Annotated in this window: 16 protein-coding genes; 9 read left to right on the forward strand and 7 right to left on the reverse strand. The window is 45.2% G+C overall.

Annotated elements, in window-relative coordinates:
• Window positions 1-2 precede the first annotated feature (2 nt).
• Window positions 3-812 (forward strand): XdhC family protein, encoded by an 810-nt coding sequence (locus FCL46_RS23085; protein WP_136809498.1) that lies wholly within the window; start codon window positions 3-5, stop codon window positions 810-812.
• A 214-nt stretch (window positions 813-1026) separates the two neighbouring features.
• Window positions 1027-1860, forward strand: coding sequence for a nitroreductase family protein (locus FCL46_RS23090; RefSeq protein WP_136809499.1), 834 nt, complete (start codon window positions 1027-1029; stop codon window positions 1858-1860).
• Between the two features lie 224 nt (window positions 1861-2084).
• Here FCL46_RS23090 and FCL46_RS23095 read toward each other — a convergent pair whose 3' ends face one another.
• The 3 genes from FCL46_RS23095 to FCL46_RS23105 form a co-directional block, all read right to left on the reverse strand.
• A complete protein-coding gene (locus FCL46_RS23095) occupies window positions 2085-2513 on the reverse strand; it encodes an FKBP-type peptidyl-prolyl cis-trans isomerase (RefSeq protein WP_136809501.1) in 429 nt (142 codons plus the stop codon).
• A gap of 484 nt (window positions 2514-2997) precedes the next feature.
• The gene (locus tag FCL46_RS23100; RefSeq protein WP_136809503.1) at window positions 2998-4317 is read right to left on the reverse strand and encodes a uracil-xanthine permease family protein; all 1320 of its coding nucleotides are present in this window, start codon (window positions 4315-4317) and stop codon (window positions 2998-3000) included.
• 452 nt (window positions 4318-4769) lie between these two features.
• Window positions 4770-6515 carry a DUF342 domain-containing protein gene (locus FCL46_RS23105; protein WP_167506007.1) on the reverse strand — a complete coding sequence of 582 codons (1746 nt, stop codon included), beginning with the start codon at window positions 6513-6515 and terminating at the stop codon, window positions 4770-4772.
• 328 nt (window positions 6516-6843) lie between these two features.
• On the opposite strand from FCL46_RS23105, the gene ychF reads away from it, so the two are divergent.
• On the forward strand, window positions 6844-7914 hold the full coding sequence (gene ychF / locus FCL46_RS23110) for a redox-regulated ATPase YchF (RefSeq protein WP_136809506.1): 1071 nt from the start codon (window positions 6844-6846) through the stop codon (window positions 7912-7914).
• A gap of 124 nt (window positions 7915-8038) precedes the next feature.
• Here the strand turns inward: ychF and FCL46_RS23115 are convergent, their stop codons facing one another.
• Both FCL46_RS23115 and FCL46_RS28515 read right to left on the reverse strand, forming a co-directional pair.
• Entirely contained in the window at window positions 8039-8440 is a 402-nt protein-coding gene (locus FCL46_RS23115) for an AhpC/TSA family protein (RefSeq protein WP_136809508.1), read from the reverse strand.
• Complete coding sequence (locus tag FCL46_RS28515) at window positions 8441-8575, reverse strand: hypothetical protein (RefSeq protein WP_267313650.1); 135 nt, start codon at window positions 8573-8575, stop codon at window positions 8441-8443.
• A gap of 781 nt (window positions 8576-9356) precedes the next feature.
• On the opposite strand from FCL46_RS28515, the gene FCL46_RS23120 reads away from it, so the two are divergent.
• On the forward strand, window positions 9357-10088 hold the full coding sequence (locus tag FCL46_RS23120) for a CAP domain-containing protein (protein WP_136809510.1): 732 nt from the start codon (window positions 9357-9359) through the stop codon (window positions 10086-10088).
• Window positions 10089-10520: 432 nt separating this feature from the next.
• Window positions 10521-10742 carry a Nif11-like leader peptide family natural product precursor gene (locus tag FCL46_RS23125; RefSeq protein WP_136809512.1) on the forward strand — a complete coding sequence of 74 codons (222 nt, stop codon included), beginning with the start codon at window positions 10521-10523 and terminating at the stop codon, window positions 10740-10742.
• A gap of 110 nt (window positions 10743-10852) precedes the next feature.
• Here FCL46_RS23125 and FCL46_RS23130 read toward each other — a convergent pair whose 3' ends face one another.
• Entirely contained in the window at window positions 10853-11023 is a 171-nt protein-coding gene (locus FCL46_RS23130; protein WP_153307138.1) for a hypothetical protein, read from the reverse strand.
• Between the two features lie 252 nt (window positions 11024-11275).
• Window positions 11276-15079, reverse strand: coding sequence for a phosphoribosylformylglycinamidine synthase (purL, locus tag FCL46_RS23135; RefSeq protein WP_136809513.1), 3804 nt, complete (start codon window positions 15077-15079; stop codon window positions 11276-11278).
• A gap of 368 nt (window positions 15080-15447) precedes the next feature.
• Between purL and FCL46_RS23140 the strand changes: the two genes are divergently transcribed.
• The 4 genes from FCL46_RS23140 to FCL46_RS23155 all read left to right on the forward strand — a co-directional run bounded on the left by FCL46_RS23140 (window position 15448) and on the right by FCL46_RS23155 (window position 18905).
• A complete protein-coding gene (locus FCL46_RS23140; protein ID WP_136809515.1) occupies window positions 15448-15978 on the forward strand; it encodes a helix-turn-helix domain-containing protein in 531 nt (176 codons plus the stop codon).
• 394 nt (window positions 15979-16372) lie between these two features.
• Window positions 16373-16834 carry a DUF4920 domain-containing protein gene (locus FCL46_RS23145; RefSeq protein WP_136809517.1) on the forward strand — a complete coding sequence of 154 codons (462 nt, stop codon included), beginning with the start codon at window positions 16373-16375 and terminating at the stop codon, window positions 16832-16834.
• A gap of 81 nt (window positions 16835-16915) precedes the next feature.
• Window positions 16916-17470 (forward strand): PepSY-associated TM helix domain-containing protein, encoded by a 555-nt coding sequence (locus FCL46_RS23150; protein ID WP_136809518.1) that lies wholly within the window; start codon window positions 16916-16918, stop codon window positions 17468-17470.
• Window positions 17471-17813: 343 nt separating this feature from the next.
• Window positions 17814-18905 (forward strand): iron ABC transporter substrate-binding protein, encoded by a 1092-nt coding sequence (locus FCL46_RS23155; RefSeq protein ID WP_136809520.1) that lies wholly within the window; start codon window positions 17814-17816, stop codon window positions 18903-18905.
• Window position 18906 lies beyond the last annotated feature (1 nt).

Consider the following 18906-nt stretch of genomic DNA (forward strand, 5'->3'; position numbering starts at 1 on the left):
CGATGGATATTGAAATTTTACAAACACTCAACCGCTGCATAGAAGCAAACGAACCTGTCGCTCTTGTCACAGTTATTGCCAATACCGGCTCGTCCCCGGGTAAAGCCGGAGCAATGATGAGTGTACAGTCTGACAAGCGTATCTGCGGCACCATCGGAGGTGGCAATCTTGAGTTTCAGGCGATTGATGAAGCTGTTAGCTGCCTCGCTTCAGGCAAAAGCAAAGAGGTGAGCTACGCCCTGAAACCGGGCGGAGATCTTGGTATGACCTGCGGGGGAGAATTGCGGATTTTTATCAGGATCTTCAAGGCTCAATCGCAATTGATAATAGTCGGTGGCGGCCATATAGGTCTTGAGCTGTATCAGCTTGCCGTGCATCAGGGATTTCAGGTAACTGTCATTGATGACCGTGAAGAAATAGTGAGCCCGCAACGGTTCCCACATGCAAACCGTATTTTCACAAACAATATTGTCAAAACCCTGCAGGAATTTGCAATATCTCCAAATAGCTACATAACGATTGCCAGCAGATCCCACGATACAGACAGGCAGGCCCTTGAAGCGGTTGTTACCTCTAATGCAGCATATATAGGTATGATCGGCAGTCGCAACAAAATTAGGCTAACGCTCAAACACCTCATAAACACAGGTGTTTCACGTGAAAACGTCGCGGCTGTTTATGCACCGATGGGGCTCAATATTGCTTCCATTGTCCCGAAAGAGATTGCTGTAAGTATTATCAGTGAGATACTGCTGGTTAAAAATAACGGCTCACCGCAACATATGCGAACAGTGAAAGACATAGAGTATTAGCGTCACGTCAACGCTGATCTCTCAGTATTTTGCTTATCCACCTCTGGAGCCCTGCTGAAAAGTTACAGGTTGAAGATAGATGAAAGGTCTTTGCCTTTTACACAATGAATACGAGTACTAACCTAAAAACATAAATAGATGGCGTGAACGGGTTATTCCGAACACAACAGTCTGTTACTTCAAAAACCGCCAATTCAATTTCTCAGGAAACCCTATGCTCAATTTTACCATTGATACCGAAACATGTATCGCCTGCGGCCAGTGTGCCAGTGACTGTCCTGCCATGATTATCAGTATGGAAACAGGATTGCCGACCATTCATCCGGATCTTGAACAGTTTTGTATTGGCTGTATGCACTGCGTAGCTATCTGCAGCGAGGGTTCCGTTTCGATTCTCGGTTACGGTCCCCAAGAGGGTATGGAGTTCAGCAAGGATATGTGGCCTGAACCCGAAAAGATGGAAGCTCTCATCAAAGGGCGAAGATCCACGAGAAATTATCAGGAGCGAAATGTTGATTCGGCGCTCATCAATAAGCTTGTAGAAGTAGCCTCACATGCACCGAGTGGTCACAATGACCGTGGACTGCTCTTCACCCTGCTTGATGATAAAGGCTGTGTATTTGATCTTCGTGAAAAGACCTTTGAAGAACTCGACACATTGATCGAGGCGAATAAGCTGCCGGAAGGAATGGAGATGTTTATCGATATCAGCAATGCCTGGAAACATTCCGGAAAAGATATCCTTTTCAGGGGTGCCCCGCATCTGCTGATAGTGTCGGCAAGCGAAGAGTGTGCATCTCCCCTGCATGACGCTATCATCGCCTTATCGACATTTGAACTCTACGCTGCCAGTAAAGGCATTGGCACAATCTGGAATGGGCTTGCAACCCTCACCATTTCTGAAATTCTCCCGTCCCTGAGAACAACCCTCGGCATTCCGGAAGATCATAAAATTGGTTACGTGATGGGATTTGGACTGCCTGCAATCAACTTTAAACGAACCATCAACCGTGGTGCACCAAACATTAACAGAGTTACATCTATCTGAGACTGACGTATTGATATGTAATAAAAAAACGGGCAGGATCATATGATCCTGCCCGTTTTACCAGTCGTATCAGAAACATCCTGATTACCCTGTTTTTTTTTTACGATTTGTAATGGGCTGCCAGCCTAAGAGACTTGCGATTCACAATACTTGAGTATGGGAATCTCAAAAGGGACGCTGGATAGCAGTCTCTATCAGCTCGCCCGAAATGTGAAATATTCAGGTTAAGCTACAGTTACAAGCTCGAGGTCGAAAATCAGGGTCTCGCCAGCAAGTGGCGGATTACCGTCAAGTACAACAGAATTTTCTTTCAACTCGGCAACAACTACAAGAACAGCCTCATCGTCTTCGTCGGTAAGCTCAAGCTCATCGCCAACGGTGAGTTCAAAATCGCCTGGCATTTCTTCGAGAGGCACTTCAATAACCATCTCTTCACTGCGCATACCGTATGCTTTCTCTGGAGTCAGGGTGATGGTCTTCTTATCGCCCACAACCATGGTCAAAATTCCTTCCTCAAAGCCTTCAATCAGGTCGCCCTGGCCGAGGGTGAACTCCAATGGCTCTTCACCTGCTGTGGAATCAAATATGCTGCCGTCTTCAAATCTGCCTGTATAGTGGACGGATACTTTATCGCCGTTTTTTGCCTGAGTCATGTCGTACTCCTTTAATCTACAATCTGTGTAGTCTGTTCTAAAAAAAACGCGAACCGACGTATCCATACGCCACCCCACGTTCTGTCAATAATAAATCCTATCAATAATCGTTTGTAACAGGGATTTCTTCAAAGAGAGTATCGGTACAGAAAAACTGCTATCTGGAACTTCCGGAAGTAGTACTTCAGTCACCTGGCAGTGATCAACCTCATATGTGGGTGACCGGCAAAAACGATTTAGACAGTGCAAATACCAGCTATGTGAGCAAATTACAATCGTAATCTGCCCCTGGTCACAACCCATTCAGGATGTCTAAAACAGGGATTATGCAAAGCTGATACCATTATCCACTTATATTAATACGATGCCAAATAAACATACCATCTAACTCTCCTAAAAGAAAAAGGGTGCTGACCCGAAATTGGATCAGCACCCTTTACTTACTACTCTTTCTGTCACAAGAGGCTATAGCGGCGGCTCTATGTTAATCATCAAGGGATTCAGGCAGGATCATGTTCAGGACAATTGCAAGAATTGCTGCAGGCAGAATTCCTGAAGTAAGCAGAATTTTCAGTGTACCCGGTACATGCTGCAACGCCTCGGGAACAGCCTGAAGACCGAGCCCGATTGAAAGAGAAATTGCCAGAATCAGCATATTTCGTCTGTTCCAGATAACGTCACTCAACATAGTAACACCTGCGGAGACAACCATACCGAACATCACGATAACACCACCACCAAGAACTGAGATCGGCATTGCCGCGATAAGTGCACCAACTTTTGGAATAAGGCCTGCACATACCAGAAACAGTGCACCGAAAGTAACAACATGACGACTCATTACACCGGTCATTGAGATAAGTCCGACGTTCTGACTAAACGATGTATTAGGTAGACCACCAAACAGACCGGAAAGCGCAGTTCCCAGGCCATCAGCCATGGTACCACCAGCGATCTCTTTATCGGTTGCCTCACGACCGGCACCACCTTTGGTAATACCCGAGATATCACCAACGGTCTCAATTGCCGAAACAAAAGACATCAGACACATACCAATTATTGCAGCCATGTTGAATTCGACACCAAATTTCATTGGAGAAGGCACCGAAAACCATGCAGCGCTACCGACCTTGCCAAAGTTTACCATTCCCATCGGGATGGCGACAACATAACCGACAATAAGCGCGATCAGTACAGCTGCAGTTGAGGTCATACCTTTAGTGAAAAACTTTAGACCCATGGTCACAACGATAACAATCAATGCAAGCGCCCAGTGATTAAGCGCACCAAACTCAGGTTTACCCATAAGCGGCACACCGCCCGCAGCATATTTAACCCCCACTGGAATTAACGCCAGACCGATTGTCAGAACAACAATACCTGTCACCAGAGGTGGCAACAGATTACGCATTCTGCCAATCACCGTTCCAAGACAGAAATGGAAAATCCCGCCAACAATAACACCACCGAAAAGTGCTGCCATTCCTGCAGTTTTGACGATCGGAATCATAATCGGAATAAAGGCAAAACTGGTACCCTGTACGATAGGGAGACGAGCACCTACAGGCCCTAAACCAATAGTCTGCAGCAGGGTTGAAATGCCGGCAAAAACCATGACGATCTGAATCATATAGACCATCTCAGCAGAGCCAAAAGAAAAACCGGCCGCCAATGCCACTATTATTGCTGGCGTAACGTTACTGGCAAACATCGCAAGAACATGCTGAATACCCAGCGGTATCGACTGCCCTAAAGGTGGTAAGTAATCGGGGTTCCTTAAATCTTCACTACGTGTAATTCCCATTCTGGGCCTCTTAATGTAATTCATCTTAACGCTAAAAAAGCACAAATCTAGTAAGTTATACGACCAAATGTCAAGATAACTTTACATTATTGTCGGATTTTTTCTTTTGGGATTTCGGCACATAGATTTTGATTAGCCGATCTGATTATTACACATGTTTGGCAGGCCTATTGAAGAATTCAAAGGCGAAGAGAGTGTATCTCTAAAATAACGCCTGATGCAGTATAATCAGGTGTCAATGAAAGGCTGCTAACTAACGAGGAGCTTCACAAACTCATTTTTGACAGAAAACCAGGAGGATGACCGAGAATTTGAATTTTGGTCAAAATCGAGACATTTTCAAAAAATACATACAGCAATATATATTGATATCGGAGTCTTCGCTTACCTGCGAGCATTGCTTTTTGATAATAACAGAGAGTCTGAAACAAATGGCATTGTCGGATAGTCTCCTAGTTCTTTTTCCTGCCAAGAGGCACAGCAACCACCCGGCGGAGAGAACTATTCAACTTAAACGATCTACCCTGTATTGTTTTATCAAGTGTTAGTGTCCTATTGCCTATCTGAATGGTCGTGCCAGCCTGAACAGTGCCGAATGCGTCAATGGAAATAATTCGCATATCCACACCAAATTGATCTGAATATTCTTCATCAGTAAATCGTTTATCGTCTCCTTTATCCACGCGTGAGTACTTTCCGGTCCCGGGTATGAGGTTCAGACGTAAGAGTTGCTGCTTGATATCCTCAGCCTCACGTTCCATTTGTCGTATTTTCCTCGAACGAGCCCCACCGTGCTGCATCTGCTGGATGATTTCATCCTGCAGCTCAGACATGTGATTTTTTAGCTCACGTTGGAAGACAAATCGTTCCGGCAGAACACCCGCTGCCAGCAGTGACGGTGTTGATTGTTCTGAACCAACATCACCAAGCGTCATGCTCCCTCCTGCTACAAGTTCACCACCCACCACAACACTGTCACGTCTGCAGCGTATATTTTCATCGGCATGGATCACACTGTAATACGCCTGTTTCCTGATAACACAATTGCCACCTGTGGTGATTCGTCCCTGCTCTATAAATAGTATATCCGCATCACCACGTGCAGAGATGGTCGTTTTTTTACCGGTTATTCCACTTTTCAGCACTACGTTGGCACCGCCTTCGACTGTCGCTGAACTGATCGTACCACCGATTTCGATATCACCTTCTGCCTTGACAATAAATCCTGGCTGAACAGCGCCTTTAATGATCACACAATTTTTTGATTCGATATTACCCGTGGCAAAATCTATATCGCTATTAATTTTCTGTTTGGTACTCACCTGAATTACACTGCCACGGACAACTGAAAGCACCCCGTCACCAGTAGCTCTTACCTGATGGGTATCGTCTGAATACTTTACGGATCCAAGTGTCTTAACTTTGATATCCTTTCCTGGTTTAGCCTCAATCTCCTCTCCAAAAACATTTTTCCCTGAAATTCCGGAGTGCGAAGGAATTTTAGTGGCCAGCAGATCACCAGTGTTAACCGGTACCATTATCCGCCGATCCCGAAAATCAATAGAACCATTTTCCATTATTTTCCCGGCAATAGGCCCTATCTCTATCTCATATCTCAGGTAGGCATCCTTACTTCCCCCACACTCGACCCCTTCAGCAATTGGAAATGTGGCAAATTCCATCAACCCCTGTTGAATGAATTCTTTTGCCTTTGTAACCTGATCAGCATTCACACCAAAAACAATACCACTCTCTTCAAGAAGCTGTTCCAAATCTTCTGTTAATAGGGATTTACAATCTTTAAGCGGTGGATGTACAGACAGGATCACCTTCATTTTACCATGATCTATACGAAACAGCGGCTCAACCGAAACCTCGACAACCTCTTCGTTGGTGCCTTGTGGGGTAAACAGGTTAACACGAGGGTAACCAGTTACTTCAGCGACAAGCTGGTCTTTATCTTTGAGTAATTGAGTACCCTTTCCTGCCTCAACCTTTTGCTTCTGAAAACCCTTATCTTTGAACCTCTCAAAATTCCCAAAGTCGAGGAGCAGGTCCCCTTTACGGACGAGTTCCGCAACCAACACTTTATCTGCAGAATCGTCTTCACCTATCTGCACGCGTCTGGTTGTAAAATGAAGAGTCGGCTCAAATATTTTCTTTTCTTTCTTGCGATCGCTTGATGAACCCTGTGTCATTACCATTTCTCCGGAATGCACTATTCTGGGGTGACTGAATCCACACACCTTCTAGTCTTAATTTATGAGTTATTTCGAGAGGCCTACTTAATCGATATCAGTTTTTCCTCCTTAAATGCAAGGAACAGAGCCAATAATTGTCCAAATTCCATAGCTAAAAGCATGAATTCAGTCAAAACATTAGTCCTCTAAGAGGCTGCCCGTAATAGATAATGATTTTCTACATGCAATTTTTCTTGTTCATACGCGCAATTATGGGTTTAATAAAATTGCTGCCAACAGAAGTGCTTAGGTTATTTAAACATTTACCAGGCAATTTGAGGAAAGTATGAAGATTGGAATAATAGGTTTACCCCAGACCGGGAAAAAAACACTTTTTCAGGTCCTGACCGGAAGTGAACTTCGTGAACAAAGTGGTGCCCCAAAACCTGTTCCAGGCACCGCTGATATTCTTGATCAGCGTTTTGACAAACTCGTCAGCATGTATCATCCAGTTAAAGAAAGTCGGGCCCGACTTGACCTTGTCCTCCTCCCCAAAATAGAGCAGGAAACGATCGCCCGTGGTGACATCTTCAGAGAGATTAATGACGTCGATGCTATCTGCCACGTGGTAAGGGCATTTGAGGATGATGCCATTTACCATGAAGCCGGTTCAGTCGACCCTATCCGTGATGCTGAAATGGTCAATTCAGAGCTTCTCCTGCATGACCAGATCTTTGTCGAAAAACGGATAGAACGCCTCGAGACGAGCCTCAAAAAAATCAGGGATGATAAAAATCAGTTGGAACTTGAGCTATTACAACGCATGCTCACGCATCTCGAATCGGAAACACCACTGCGACTTATGGAATTCAACGACGATGAAAACCTCCAACTCCGCAGTTATCCGCTTATCACCAGAAAAGAAATGATCATCGCCTTTAATGTCGCTGAAGATCAGCTTGACGATTCAACCCTCGCTGACAAAATCAAACCCGTCTGCGATAAGGAAAAAATTGAAGCAATGCTTGTCTCAGCCCAGGTAGAGTCAGAAATAGCCCAACTCGACAGTGAAGAAGAAAAGCTGGAGTTCATGCAGGATCTGGGAATAGAAGAACCGGCACTTGAAGTCCTTACCCGCTTATGCCTGCGCGCTCTTGGACGTATTTCATTTTTTACCGTCGGCCCGGAGGAGGTTCACCAATGGCTCGTAAGAGTTAACTCGCCCGCTCCTGTTGCTGCCGGCGCTATCCACTCTGACCTGCAGAGAGGTTTTATTCGGGCCGAAGTGATGAAATACGATGAGCTTATAGAGTATGGAAGCGAAGCCGAATTGAAAAAGGCCGGAAAATTCCACGTACAGGGAAAAGAGTATATCGTAGACGATGGCGATATTCTCAATATCCGCTTTAAGGTATAAGCACGTTAGCCAGGACGTAGGCCAAAGGTAAAAGGACTGAGTGTTTCAGAAGCATATTGCATGTTCAATGCAATTTACTCAGTCCTGCCCCCCTTTAACCTCAGTCCTTTTGTTGTCCGTTATTTCAGTCGAGCGCATTGAGCATTTCTTTAATAGGCGGATGATCACCAGCCGCCTCCCCAACATAATGATACCGCATAGTACAGTCAGTATCTATTATTACTGCCCCACCCAACTGTAGAGCACTCCCCTGAATAAAACCCGGTGTATAGCCTTCTTTTAATGCTGAAAACCCCCGGCTTATAGCCTTTATTCCCAACAACCCGCTTACACCACTACGAAACCCCAACAACCGAAATGACTCCCGTGAAGGGTCTGTAAAGATCTCCCCCTCAAATCCGGACGAAGCTTTAAAATCCTTCAGGTGAGCCACCTCTCCGGAACCGACTACAACCAGCCTGGCCCCTTTATCCTGAAACGCAGAATAGCTTTCACCAAGTTCAGCAACCTGCTGACGACAAAACATTCAGCCAAAGTGCCGGACAAAAACGAGAACTGCAACGTGCTCCGACCAGAACCAGGAAAACTCTACCGCCATTCCCATTTCATTGTATGCGGCAACATCACCTAACTTTTTAATGGATACGTTTTTATCAATCATGCTATCCACCACTATGCACATAATTTTAAACAGTTTAGAATCCGTTGACGTATTCCAGCGATTTCCCCATCATGTAACGGCTATAGTTTAAGCCGGACCAGATATACTTACTATTGCAATCACCACTGGAATTTCCAGTGCTCCATCAAAATCCGTCTAATTTTTTTGCCATAAACAGGTCCTGCCTGTAAGAAAATTGCTACTCGCCCCCAGAATAGGAGGCGATGAATCTATTCTGCTCATGCTGGATACGTCGACGACAGACGGCGTTACCCACTTCATTTCGAAAATAAAGGATATCATTTCAACTACACTACCCTGAAAAACGAGGTGACTGTTCGGTAACTGGTAATGTTGGTTCAAGCCTGTATCCAGATGACAGTCGAACCGCCTACACCCAGATTAAGCATGCCAATATCCTCATGCATAATGACAAACAACCCGGCACCAACAAACAGTTATAACTCCTTTTTTTGACAGGTAATTCTGATCAACCTCGCTATTTTTCGCATTTTTTTCTTACTCTCGTCATGCATTTTCATTATTGCTCATCCATCTGATATTATTGATTTTTAAATCACCTTTCTCTCCAAGATCTTCGTGTCTTCACTCTGCACAGACAAAAAAAATGTTGTTTACCCTACCTTCATAGAATAGTTTATCTATTTTTCCCTTTATAACAAGATACTTACCTGACATGCGGATTCATTGTCAGTCGTTTTTTATGGTACCGCCATAAGGATACGACAGGAATCTGGGACACAGAGGAAATAGAGTAAATATGGAAAAAAGACTACACACCTTATCTTGTATAGTTCTAGCCATGCTGATAAGCCTGACTACCTGTCTTACCCCTGCCCTCGCTTCACACCCACCCGACCCTATAAAAGATACAGATTGGGATTATTCACAACAAAGTAGCCTTGCGGAAATTGAAGCCCAGTTCAATCTCGCCCGAGCTAATGAAAACACACAGAACGGTTGCTCTCTCCCCCCTATACAACTCCCGAATCAGTATAAATGGGATACCATGAGTGACAATGAAAAGGCGCTCTGGCTGATTAACGATGAGCGACGAGCAAGAAATTTAGAACTCCTTGACGGAACAGAAGATAATGTTACAGAAGTAGCCAGATATTACGCAGATTACCTGATGAAAACAGATACCTTTGACCATCTTGCTGACGGTCGTTCGCCGTGGGAAAGGCTTGCCAGCGCAAAGGCAATTCATACCTGCAGTGATTTTCTTAGTGTGGCTGAAAACCTTGCAGTATTCTGGTCCGGCACAACTTTTCCCCTCGAGCAGGCTGTCTATATGTGGCTCTATGCTGACAGTGGCAGCAACTGGGGACACCGACACACAATCTTATGGGATGCGTTCAACGATAATAGCGGTATGACTGGTAGTGAAGGCTTCCTCGGCATTGGTCGTGCTACAGGCAAACACCATGGTTACCCGAAGGCGGAAATTGTCGTTATGAATGTCTTTGATCCCTGCTCTTCATGGAATTGACCACACTAGGAGGGTGTCCGAGAATAGAAGTTTTCGTTCAGATCGAGGCAAACTCGAAAAATTACCGCAGGCATATACTTAATATTCCGAGGATAATTTTTCGAGTTTAACGAAGATATGGGCGAAAAGGCCATTCTCGGACAGCCTCCTGGTCAGTCCCTGCTCTCCCCATTCTTTAATACGTCACGTTGTCACAGTTGCTTCACTTTTGTCGCAACATAACGTTTTTGTCATCTTGGACCAATTCGGACGACGACGTCCTTATTGTCAATCAAACCATCTTCCACGCCATTAAATTATGGACATAACAGGGTATTAAGTTGCTAATCAAACGATTGGCATGACTTTTGCGATGTGATTGGGAAATTACGAGGAGTAGTTCTAAATGAGAGCAACTGTTCCAACAGATCCAGGCAATAAGGAGTGTACCCAATGTCAAAAAAGAACGTAGAAGAGTTACTCATAGCGGGTGGGGAAAACGAGGCAATCCGGAATAAGTACGACGCAGTGAAATCAATGGATGAATTTGTCGTACAGGCCGGAGAAGACGGGTATCAGTTCAGCACAACTGATCTTGAAGATGTTCTCCGTGAATCAGGAGATTCCTTTGAGTCATTCGGCAATCCTGCAAAGCGAATGATCTGGTGGTTCTGAATGATCAGCCCCTCAGGCATGTAAAAGGCTGCATTTTCTGATAGCCGGACTGATCCACCGGCTATTAGATACGTGCTGTGACTGAAGAATTACAGACAGGGAGTTCTGAATCAATCTTCATCAAAATTATAATCACCCTTTTTACAGAAAACACAGCGTAAAGTAGGATCTTCTTTATCAAAGATGTGCTCCCACTTGCTCTCTATAATTTCGTCATATTTCTCTTTTCCGCACCAAATACAGACCCACTTGTCGCCTTCTTCTGTCTCAAATAAATGCATCTACTTACCTGTTGTTATAATTATACATATATAAACATCTTCACTAACGTGAAAATGCCGCGTTTTTGAATGCGCTATCCTATTCTGTTTTTATGCTAATTGCCATTATTTCCGGCTATGCGCTGAAACAGCAAAACAACACCATATACGCCAGTACAATAAAAAGCGGTTTACACTCATGAGAGCACAAACCGCTTCTTGCTTAAAAGATAATTACCTGGATCTCGAAAAGTATCTTGAAAAATCTATCTTTTATCTAACACACCACTGATAGGCATTCTGGAACATCTTTATCCACGGCGAAACCTTAAGATGTTTCAGATCTTCAGGCAGGTAATGTGCCTGCCAAGAGAGAAATGCACGCTCAGGATGGGGCATTAAGGCCAGATGACGTCCATCTGCCGAACACAGACCTGCAAGACCTTCCGGTGATCCGTTCGGGTTAAATGGATACTTTTCGGTGGCCTCACCATTGTCATCCACATAGACCATCGGGGTCATGCCGTTTGTTGTAACCTGCTCTTTGATGGCAGCGTCAGGGAAGTGCAGCTTTCCTTCACCATGATCGACATGGATTCCGAAAACAGTCCCTTCCATACCCTGCAGCATCATCGCATTACTTTTCTGCACCTTAACGCTTGCCCAGCGAGACTCAAATCTCCCTGAATTATTGCGGATAAAACGCGGCTGCTTTTCTGCCGGAACATCAAGTTCAGGAACCCAGCCCAAAAGACCGAACAACTGGCAACCATTACAGATTCCCAGAGTAAAGGTATCTTCACGATTATAAAAATCCCTGAACATTTTCTGCAGACGATCATTAAACATAATGGTAGCTGCCCAGCCTTTTGCTGACTCAGGAACATCGGCATAAGAAAAGCCGCCGACCGCTGCCAGACCACGGAACTCGTCAAGATTTACCTTGCCGGCCAACAAGTCATTCATGCAGATATCCCACGGCTCAAAACCTGCGGCATAAAATGCACTTGTCATCTCGCGATCAGAGTTGGAACCCTCATCACGCAGAATGGCAACTTTTGGCTTATCTGTGGCTGCTAGGCGCTCTGCAGGAGTTGGCTGCGGCTCAAACGGCAGCACATATGCAGGACCTTTACGATCATGGATGTTTGCCTTTTCTTCAGCTGCACACCCGGGATTAGACTGTAAACGCTCAAGCTGATAGCTTGTCTCTTCCCACCAGCTGCGAAGCTCAATCATTGATTCATCGAGTACCGATTCGCCGTTAAAGCTGACCTTTACCTGTTTATCTGTGGTTGTTTTACCAATCACACTGTTTGTGATTCCTGCACTTTTAAGCAATTGCTGAACCGCAGCAAGATTCGCCTCAGTACACTCAACCACCATGCCCACTTCTTCAGAGAAGAGCGTATCAACAACTGAATCATCACCTTTGAGGCTAATATCCAGTCCGCAGTTACCTGCAAAAGCCATCTCAAGTACAGTGGTAACAAGACCACCATCACTACGATCATGACCAGCGCTGATAAGGCATTTATCGATCATCTGCTGAATAGCATTAAATGCCGCTTTCAATTTTGCAGGATCATCAACGTCAGGGCTGACATCACCAAGCTGACGATGTACCTGGGCAAGAGCACTGCCGCCCATGCGATTTTTTCCATCAACAGGATCAATGAAAACCAGGACAGAGTTACCTGCCTGCTTAAGATCAGGGTTAACCTTTTTGGTGAGATCAGCCATCGCTGCATAAACAGAAATAACCAGTTCGCGCGGAGATTTTACTGTCTCGTCACCAACCATTGTTGCCATGGAGAGACTGTCTTTTCCACCATCAACCGCGATACCAACCTCAATCATGGCATCACACATCGCTTTGGCAGCATCGTAAAGGGCTGCTCCCTCACCTTCAAGCTTTGGAGCCCACATCCAGTTGGCTGAACACTTCACCTGATCCAAATCATCAATCTTTGCCCATACAAGGTTGGTCATAACCTCACCTACGGCCATACGCGCACCGGCAGCAGGATCAACAAGCATCTTGATTGACTGCTCACCGATTGCGGTGGCAATTCCTGTAAGACCAAAATGCGACTGAGCAACAACCGCAACATCAGCAACAGTAAGCTGGAGCGGACCACAACATTGCTGCTGAGCGATAAGACCTGTTACTGCACGATCTACCTTGTTGGTCAAAAAGCGTTTTGAACCGACAGAGACCAGTCGCAACACTTTATCCAGAGCGTCTTTCACAGTGAGATCAGCTGGTAACTCAAGCGGCTTACCGACATATGGCTTTCGATTATCTTCGAAAGTCTTCTGCGGGATTTTTCCAAGTAGTGCATCCAGATCGATATCAACAGGGGTTGTTCCGTCATTTGCATCGTGAACAACAAATTTCAGATCGCCGGTTACTACACCAAGCACCTCGCAGCCAACTTTTTCACGCTCACAAATTGCCTTAAACGCTTCAATATTGTCAGGGCTGATGAGTAAACCGCATCGCTCCTGATACTCGGCAACATAGATTTCCAAAACAGACATGGTAGGATCACCCACCCGAATGTTGCGAATTTCCACTCGACCACCGGAATTCTCAACCAACTCTTTCATAACGTTGGCCGGTCCACCTGCACCCTGGTCATGCATAACATCGATGAGGGTTTTATCACCCATCTCGTTGCAGGCACGAATAACACGGCTCATCTTCTGGGCCATCTCGGCATCACCACGCTGTACAGCGTCAAAGTCGAGATCTGAAGCGTTCTCACCCTGCATCATGCTGGATGCGGCACCACCACCAAAACCTACACGGTATGCGGGACCACCCACCTGAACGATGAGCATGCCTTTCTCTTCTTTCTCTTTCTCGGAGTGACGATCATCCATCTGACCGATACCGGCAGTAAACATAATGGGTTTTAAGAATCCCCATCGCTCGCCGTCTTCGAGACGCATATCAAAAGATCGGGTAAAACCCTGAATAACCGGCTCACCAAATTTGTTACCGTAATCTGAAGCACCGTTACTGGCCTCAATCTCAACTTCAAGCGGTCTGGCAAGATTATTCGGGATCGGATAATCGCTCTCCCAACTCAGTGGATATCCGGGAATATTGAGGTTACCGACACAGTATCCGGCTGTACCCGCAACTACGTAAGCACCTTTACCTGTTCCCAGGACGTCACGAATACGTCCACCGGTTCCTGTCTCTGCTCCCGGAAAAGGTGCAACACCAGTAGGAAAGTTATGTGTCTCAGCTGTCAGCAGCAGGTTATAGGTCACATCCACGGATTTGAACGGTCCGGGATTTCCAGGCTGAACAGGATGAAGCGTAGTAATATCAGCGCCCTTAATAACACTTGAGTTATCTTTAAAGGCGATCAGCGAACCTTTAGGGTTGGCATCGAGGGTGCCGACTACAAGATCAAAAAGGGTTCCTTCCATCTCTTCGCCGTCAATCACCTGCTTGCCTTTAAAGAAGCCATGGCGCGAATGCTCTGAGTTAGCGTTATTGAGATCCATGATCTCAACGATGGTAGGATTACGCTTTAAGGTATTAACAAAGTAATCGTAATAGAGGTTTCGATCCCACTCATCCATAGAGATGCCCGGGATATTCAGCAATCCGTCAGCGCCCTGACTCATCAGATCAACATCGTATACAGCCTCAGGTGTAACACCTGTTTCGAAAGTAGTAAGAGGCTCTGGATAATGACATTCGGTCATGCGATCGTGATTGGCATCAATGAATTGCTGCACATCCTGATCAGCAGGAACATGATAGCGACGTGAACGCTCTACTCTGGTGATCATATCAAGCCCGGTAGCCTGACAGATAGAGACCATATTGGAGGACCATGCGGTTGCAAAGTTCATTCGTGGTCCAACCTCAACTACCCGGTCTCCGCCTAACACCGGTTTGGTGGAAACAGTCTCCGGTAGAAAGCCATCCGCCAGGACCAATCGAAGTTTGGTCAGTTCCTGCTCTGTCAACTCCCGGGTAGATTCGACATTGAAGCAATAGGCCCTGTTATCATCAAGCTTCCGGTAGAGTTGTGTGATTTTCACACCCATAATCCCATCCTTTTTATTTCAAAATATCTCAGCAGTAGCGTAGTTTGCCGTTGACTTATGTGGACTGCATGAGATGGTATAGTGACGTTTTGGTTTGCACTTTGAGGCGAAATACGCTGATTGACTAGAGCAGAACCATGTAGACTAGCATTTTTCTGTAGAAATATCTTCAGGAAAGTGAACCAGCCGAATGATTCCTGATTGAAAATCTTCTCTCTATGATAGGGGCTTAAAACGCTAAAAGCTAGCATCCCCCTTGAATATCCTGCCCATTAATTGTACATTCACTCCTTACTTTTGGCTGGTCTGACAAACAGACAATCCCATTTCCCTAACGATTCCATTACATAATCCGGACAACCCTAAGTATGACACAACACAATTCTATATCTGCCACCCAACTACTGTCAATTGAAGACAAGGCAATATGCACACAACTTAAGAACCTGGATAGTTCCGACGCCGGTCAGCGTGCTGCAGCACTCCTTTTTATTGATGATGGCGCGACTCAGACTGAGGCTGCCGAAAAATCAGGGCTGACTATTGGCCAGATTCGTTATCTGGTTAAACGGTTCAAAGAAAAAGGCATTGAGATGTTTCCTGCCGAGCTGCTGACTGACCAGGCTGTTACAGATGAGACAGCCGCGATTGAGCCTTCCAAAGCACCCTCTTCCCAAGAAACACCAATAGAAGAGCACCAGGAAATTAGTAAGCCCCAGGCTATTGCCTCCGAACCTGAAGTTGAAACTGAGTCAACGATACCGAAAATGGTACGGTCAACGAAGAGTAAGAACACCAACAGAAAAAAAGCTTCTAAAAAGCGACCGAAAAGACCAAAACCGATTAAAAAGAAGAAAAAGAGTAAACGAAAACGTAAAAATAGAAAGCAGGGTAATTAGTGTCTGAACGAAAACCTGCAAATTTTTTCCAATTAAAGGCGACGATAATTTTTACCGATGAATACACTGCGTATTTTGAGGATTAACATCTGATTCAAATAAAAAAATTGAGAAAATTGGCGGTTTTCGGTCGGGCACTAAATACTCACCTGCAGCTTCACCTCTGCATCACGTTCTCGACATTTGCCTATCGCATTCGACAATATTGTCGAATGCGATACAGTTTCTACTCCTGTCTCACTCCTCACCGCCTCTCAACAAATCATGCAAATGCATAACTTTACATGATCAGATCGCTATTTCATACTACACAGTGCCGCCTGGCATGAGGATTGATAGACAGGATCCAGCATGACACTCTACTTTTTTTGTAATTATTTACTCAGGAGATCCCATGAAAAAGCTCATTTTACTATTACTTGCCGCCTCACTTTTTATTGCTTCACCATCTTTTGCCAAAACATATGGCAAGGGAGTCACACTTGAAGAAACCACACTTGTTTCTGTTATCCTTGACAATCCGGATGATTATATCGGTAAAATGGTGAGAATAGAAGGCATGATCATTGATGTCTGCTCCAAACGCGGATGCTGGATGTATGTAGCAGGTGATCGTCCACACGAAAAAATCCAGATCAAAGTACTTGATGGAGAAATCGTATTCCCTATGAGCGCCATGGGACATATCGGCATCGTTGAGGGTATCGTTGAAGAGCTTCAGATGTCTGAGCAGGATAAACTCAATTACCTCAAACACATGGCAGAAGAAAAAGGTAAGCCCTTCGATCCTTCACATCTTGACAGTAACAAACGTTTCATCCGTCTTGTCGGGCTTGGCGCAGAAATTAACGAATAATTCCGGTAATAGTTACATACTCTAGTTTAGCAAAGAGTATTTGTATTACGCTGAATAGTTACTACTTCCGGAGTATTTTTTATGAAATGGCGCCGCTGGAATAATATTCTCCACAGGGACCTCGGCTATCTCTGTTTCGGGCTCACGATCATCTATGCAATTTCCGGTATTGCGGTGAACCACATCGCCGACTGGAACCCGAATTACCGTATTGAGCGAATTCAATCGACCATCAATACAGAACCGTTGCAAGGCCTTACAGGTGACAAACTCATCCACGCTGTATTAAGCCAGATTGATGAGACAGGTAAGATTAAAGGCAGTTACCAACAGGATGACACAAACTTACAGATTTTTGTCGTCAACAACAATGTCACTGCCAACCTGAAGACCGGGGCGGTCTTTCAGGAGAAGAACCAACCGAGAAAAGTTCTCTATGAAATGAACTTCCTCCACATCAATCACGCAAAAAAACTCTGGACCTGGGTGGCAGATATCTATGCAATTTCACTTGCTCTGCTCTCAATAACAGGCCTCTTTGTATTACGCGGCCAAAAAGGGATAACCGGTCGCGGTAAATGGCTAACCGGTATCGGTTTTTTGATCCCGATCTTTTTTCTCTGGCTGTATCTGTAAACATACAGACATAAAAGAATCACCTGTTCAGCCACAGTTTATGGCTGGACAGGGATTTTCGCTATAACCTGGTTTAATCTTCCCCACATTTTCCACTTCCCATACCTGCCAAAGCTATTTCCAATACGCTTTTATCTTCAAAATGACCACTTCCCCAAACCACCACCTCAACGCCACATCCCCCTGCCAGGAAAGCTAAACAAACATCAACAAGTTAGAGTGTTACACAGTAATACGAATTCATTATTCATATTATCCAGCTTGACTCTACCACTACTTTCCTGGTAAACATTCTCCGTAACACGATATTTATTAAAATATTACTTCTCTAACGGAGGGTACAATGACGACAAGAGTATTTCTGATTTTCTATCTATTACTGCTGGTGGCAACCACAACTCAAGCACGTAGTATAGTTGACGGTGCTGGCCGAACCGTGACGATTCCGGACACCGTCAACCAGGTAATCTGCTCAGGTGCCGGATGCGTACGCTTACTCAGCTATCTTCAAAGTCAGAACACACTCGTCGGAGTGGATGACCTTGAAACCAGAAAACGACAACGTGATCCCCGACCTTATGCCATTGCCAACCCGCAGTTTAAAGCACTGCCTGTCTTTGGTGAATTTCGCGGTCACGATCACCCTGAGCAGATTCTCACGCTTGAAAATCAACCTCAGGTAATATTCAAAACGTTCTCACAAATGGGCCACGACCCGATTGAGCTTCAGCAGAAAACAGGTATTCCTGTTGTAGTATTGCAATACGGCAATCTTACTCAACTTCGTCCTGAGTTCTATACGTCGCTTCGGACAATGGCAACCGTGCTGGGAAAAGAGCAACGGGCAGAGCAGGTCATCACCTTTATTGAACAGACCATTACTGATATACAACATCGGACTACAAATATTGACATGCGCCCCTCCGTATATCTCGGGGGAGTTGCCTTTAAAGGGCCACACGGCTTCCAGTCGACAGAACCGACCTATCCGCCGTTCGCTTTTCTGGATGCACAAAATTGTGCAGCTGTAAAAATCGCTGGTGAGCACGAATTAAGCAATTCGAATGTGGCGAAAGAAAAAATTGTTTCCTGGAATCCGAACTACCTCTTTCTCGACTTGTCGACCATCCGGCTGGGAGAAGATGCAGGCGGTCTCTATGAGTTGCGTCATGATCCTGCCTACAGAACGCTCTCGGCCGTGCAGAGTGGAAAGGTTTTCGGCCTTCTCCCCTATAATATGTATGCAGCCAATCATGGATCTACTCTGGCCAACAGCTATTACATTGGCAAAACTCTCTACCCTGACAGGTTTACTGATATCAATCCTACTGAAAAAGCGGATGAAATTTATGAATTCCTGGTTGGAAAACCCGTTTTTAACGCCATGAACACAATGTGTGGCAACATGGCCTTTTCATCTGTTCCTGTGCAATAGT

It is taken from the genome of Desulfosediminicola flagellatus (assembly GCF_005116655.2).
Taxonomy (GTDB): Bacteria; Desulfobacterota; Desulfobulbia; order Desulfobulbales; family Desulfocapsaceae; genus Desulfopila; species Desulfopila flagellata.

What these genes read in the sequence shown, in the direction of transcription:
- FCL46_RS23085 (WP_136809498.1), top strand. Translation starts at nt 3, where the DNA reads ATGGATATTGAAATTTTACAAACACTCAACCGCTGCATAGAAGCAAAC.
- FCL46_RS23090 (WP_136809499.1), top strand. Translation starts at nt 1,027, where the DNA reads ATGCTCAATTTTACCATTGATACCGAAACATGTATCGCCTGCGGCCAG.
- FCL46_RS23095 (WP_136809501.1), bottom strand. Translation starts at nt 2,513, where the DNA reads ATGACTCAGGCAAAAAACGGCGATAAAGTATCCGTCCACTATACAGGC.
- FCL46_RS23100 (WP_136809503.1), bottom strand. Translation starts at nt 4,317, where the DNA reads ATGGGAATTACACGTAGTGAAGATTTAAGGAACCCCGATTACTTACCA.
- FCL46_RS23105 (WP_167506007.1), bottom strand. Translation starts at nt 6,515, where the DNA reads ATGACACAGGGTTCATCAAGCGATCGCAAGAAAGAAAAGAAAATATTT.
- ychF (WP_136809506.1), top strand. Translation starts at nt 6,844, where the DNA reads ATGAAGATTGGAATAATAGGTTTACCCCAGACCGGGAAAAAAACACTT.
- FCL46_RS23115 (WP_136809508.1), bottom strand. Translation starts at nt 8,440, where the DNA reads ATGTTTTGTCGTCAGCAGGTTGCTGAACTTGGTGAAAGCTATTCTGCG.
- FCL46_RS28515 (WP_267313650.1), bottom strand. Translation starts at nt 8,575, where the DNA reads ATGATTGATAAAAACGTATCCATTAAAAAGTTAGGTGATGTTGCCGCA.
- FCL46_RS23120 (WP_136809510.1), top strand. Translation starts at nt 9,357, where the DNA reads ATGGAAAAAAGACTACACACCTTATCTTGTATAGTTCTAGCCATGCTG.
- FCL46_RS23125 (WP_136809512.1), top strand. Translation starts at nt 10,521, where the DNA reads ATGTCAAAAAAGAACGTAGAAGAGTTACTCATAGCGGGTGGGGAAAAC.
- FCL46_RS23130 (WP_153307138.1), bottom strand. Translation starts at nt 11,023, where the DNA reads ATGCATTTATTTGAGACAGAAGAAGGCGACAAGTGGGTCTGTATTTGG.
- purL (WP_136809513.1), bottom strand. Translation starts at nt 15,079, where the DNA reads ATGGGTGTGAAAATCACACAACTCTACCGGAAGCTTGATGATAACAGG.
- FCL46_RS23140 (WP_136809515.1), top strand. Translation starts at nt 15,448, where the DNA reads ATGACACAACACAATTCTATATCTGCCACCCAACTACTGTCAATTGAA.
- FCL46_RS23145 (WP_136809517.1), top strand. Translation starts at nt 16,373, where the DNA reads ATGAAAAAGCTCATTTTACTATTACTTGCCGCCTCACTTTTTATTGCT.
- FCL46_RS23150 (WP_136809518.1), top strand. Translation starts at nt 16,916, where the DNA reads ATGAAATGGCGCCGCTGGAATAATATTCTCCACAGGGACCTCGGCTAT.
- FCL46_RS23155 (WP_136809520.1), top strand. Translation starts at nt 17,814, where the DNA reads ATGACGACAAGAGTATTTCTGATTTTCTATCTATTACTGCTGGTGGCA.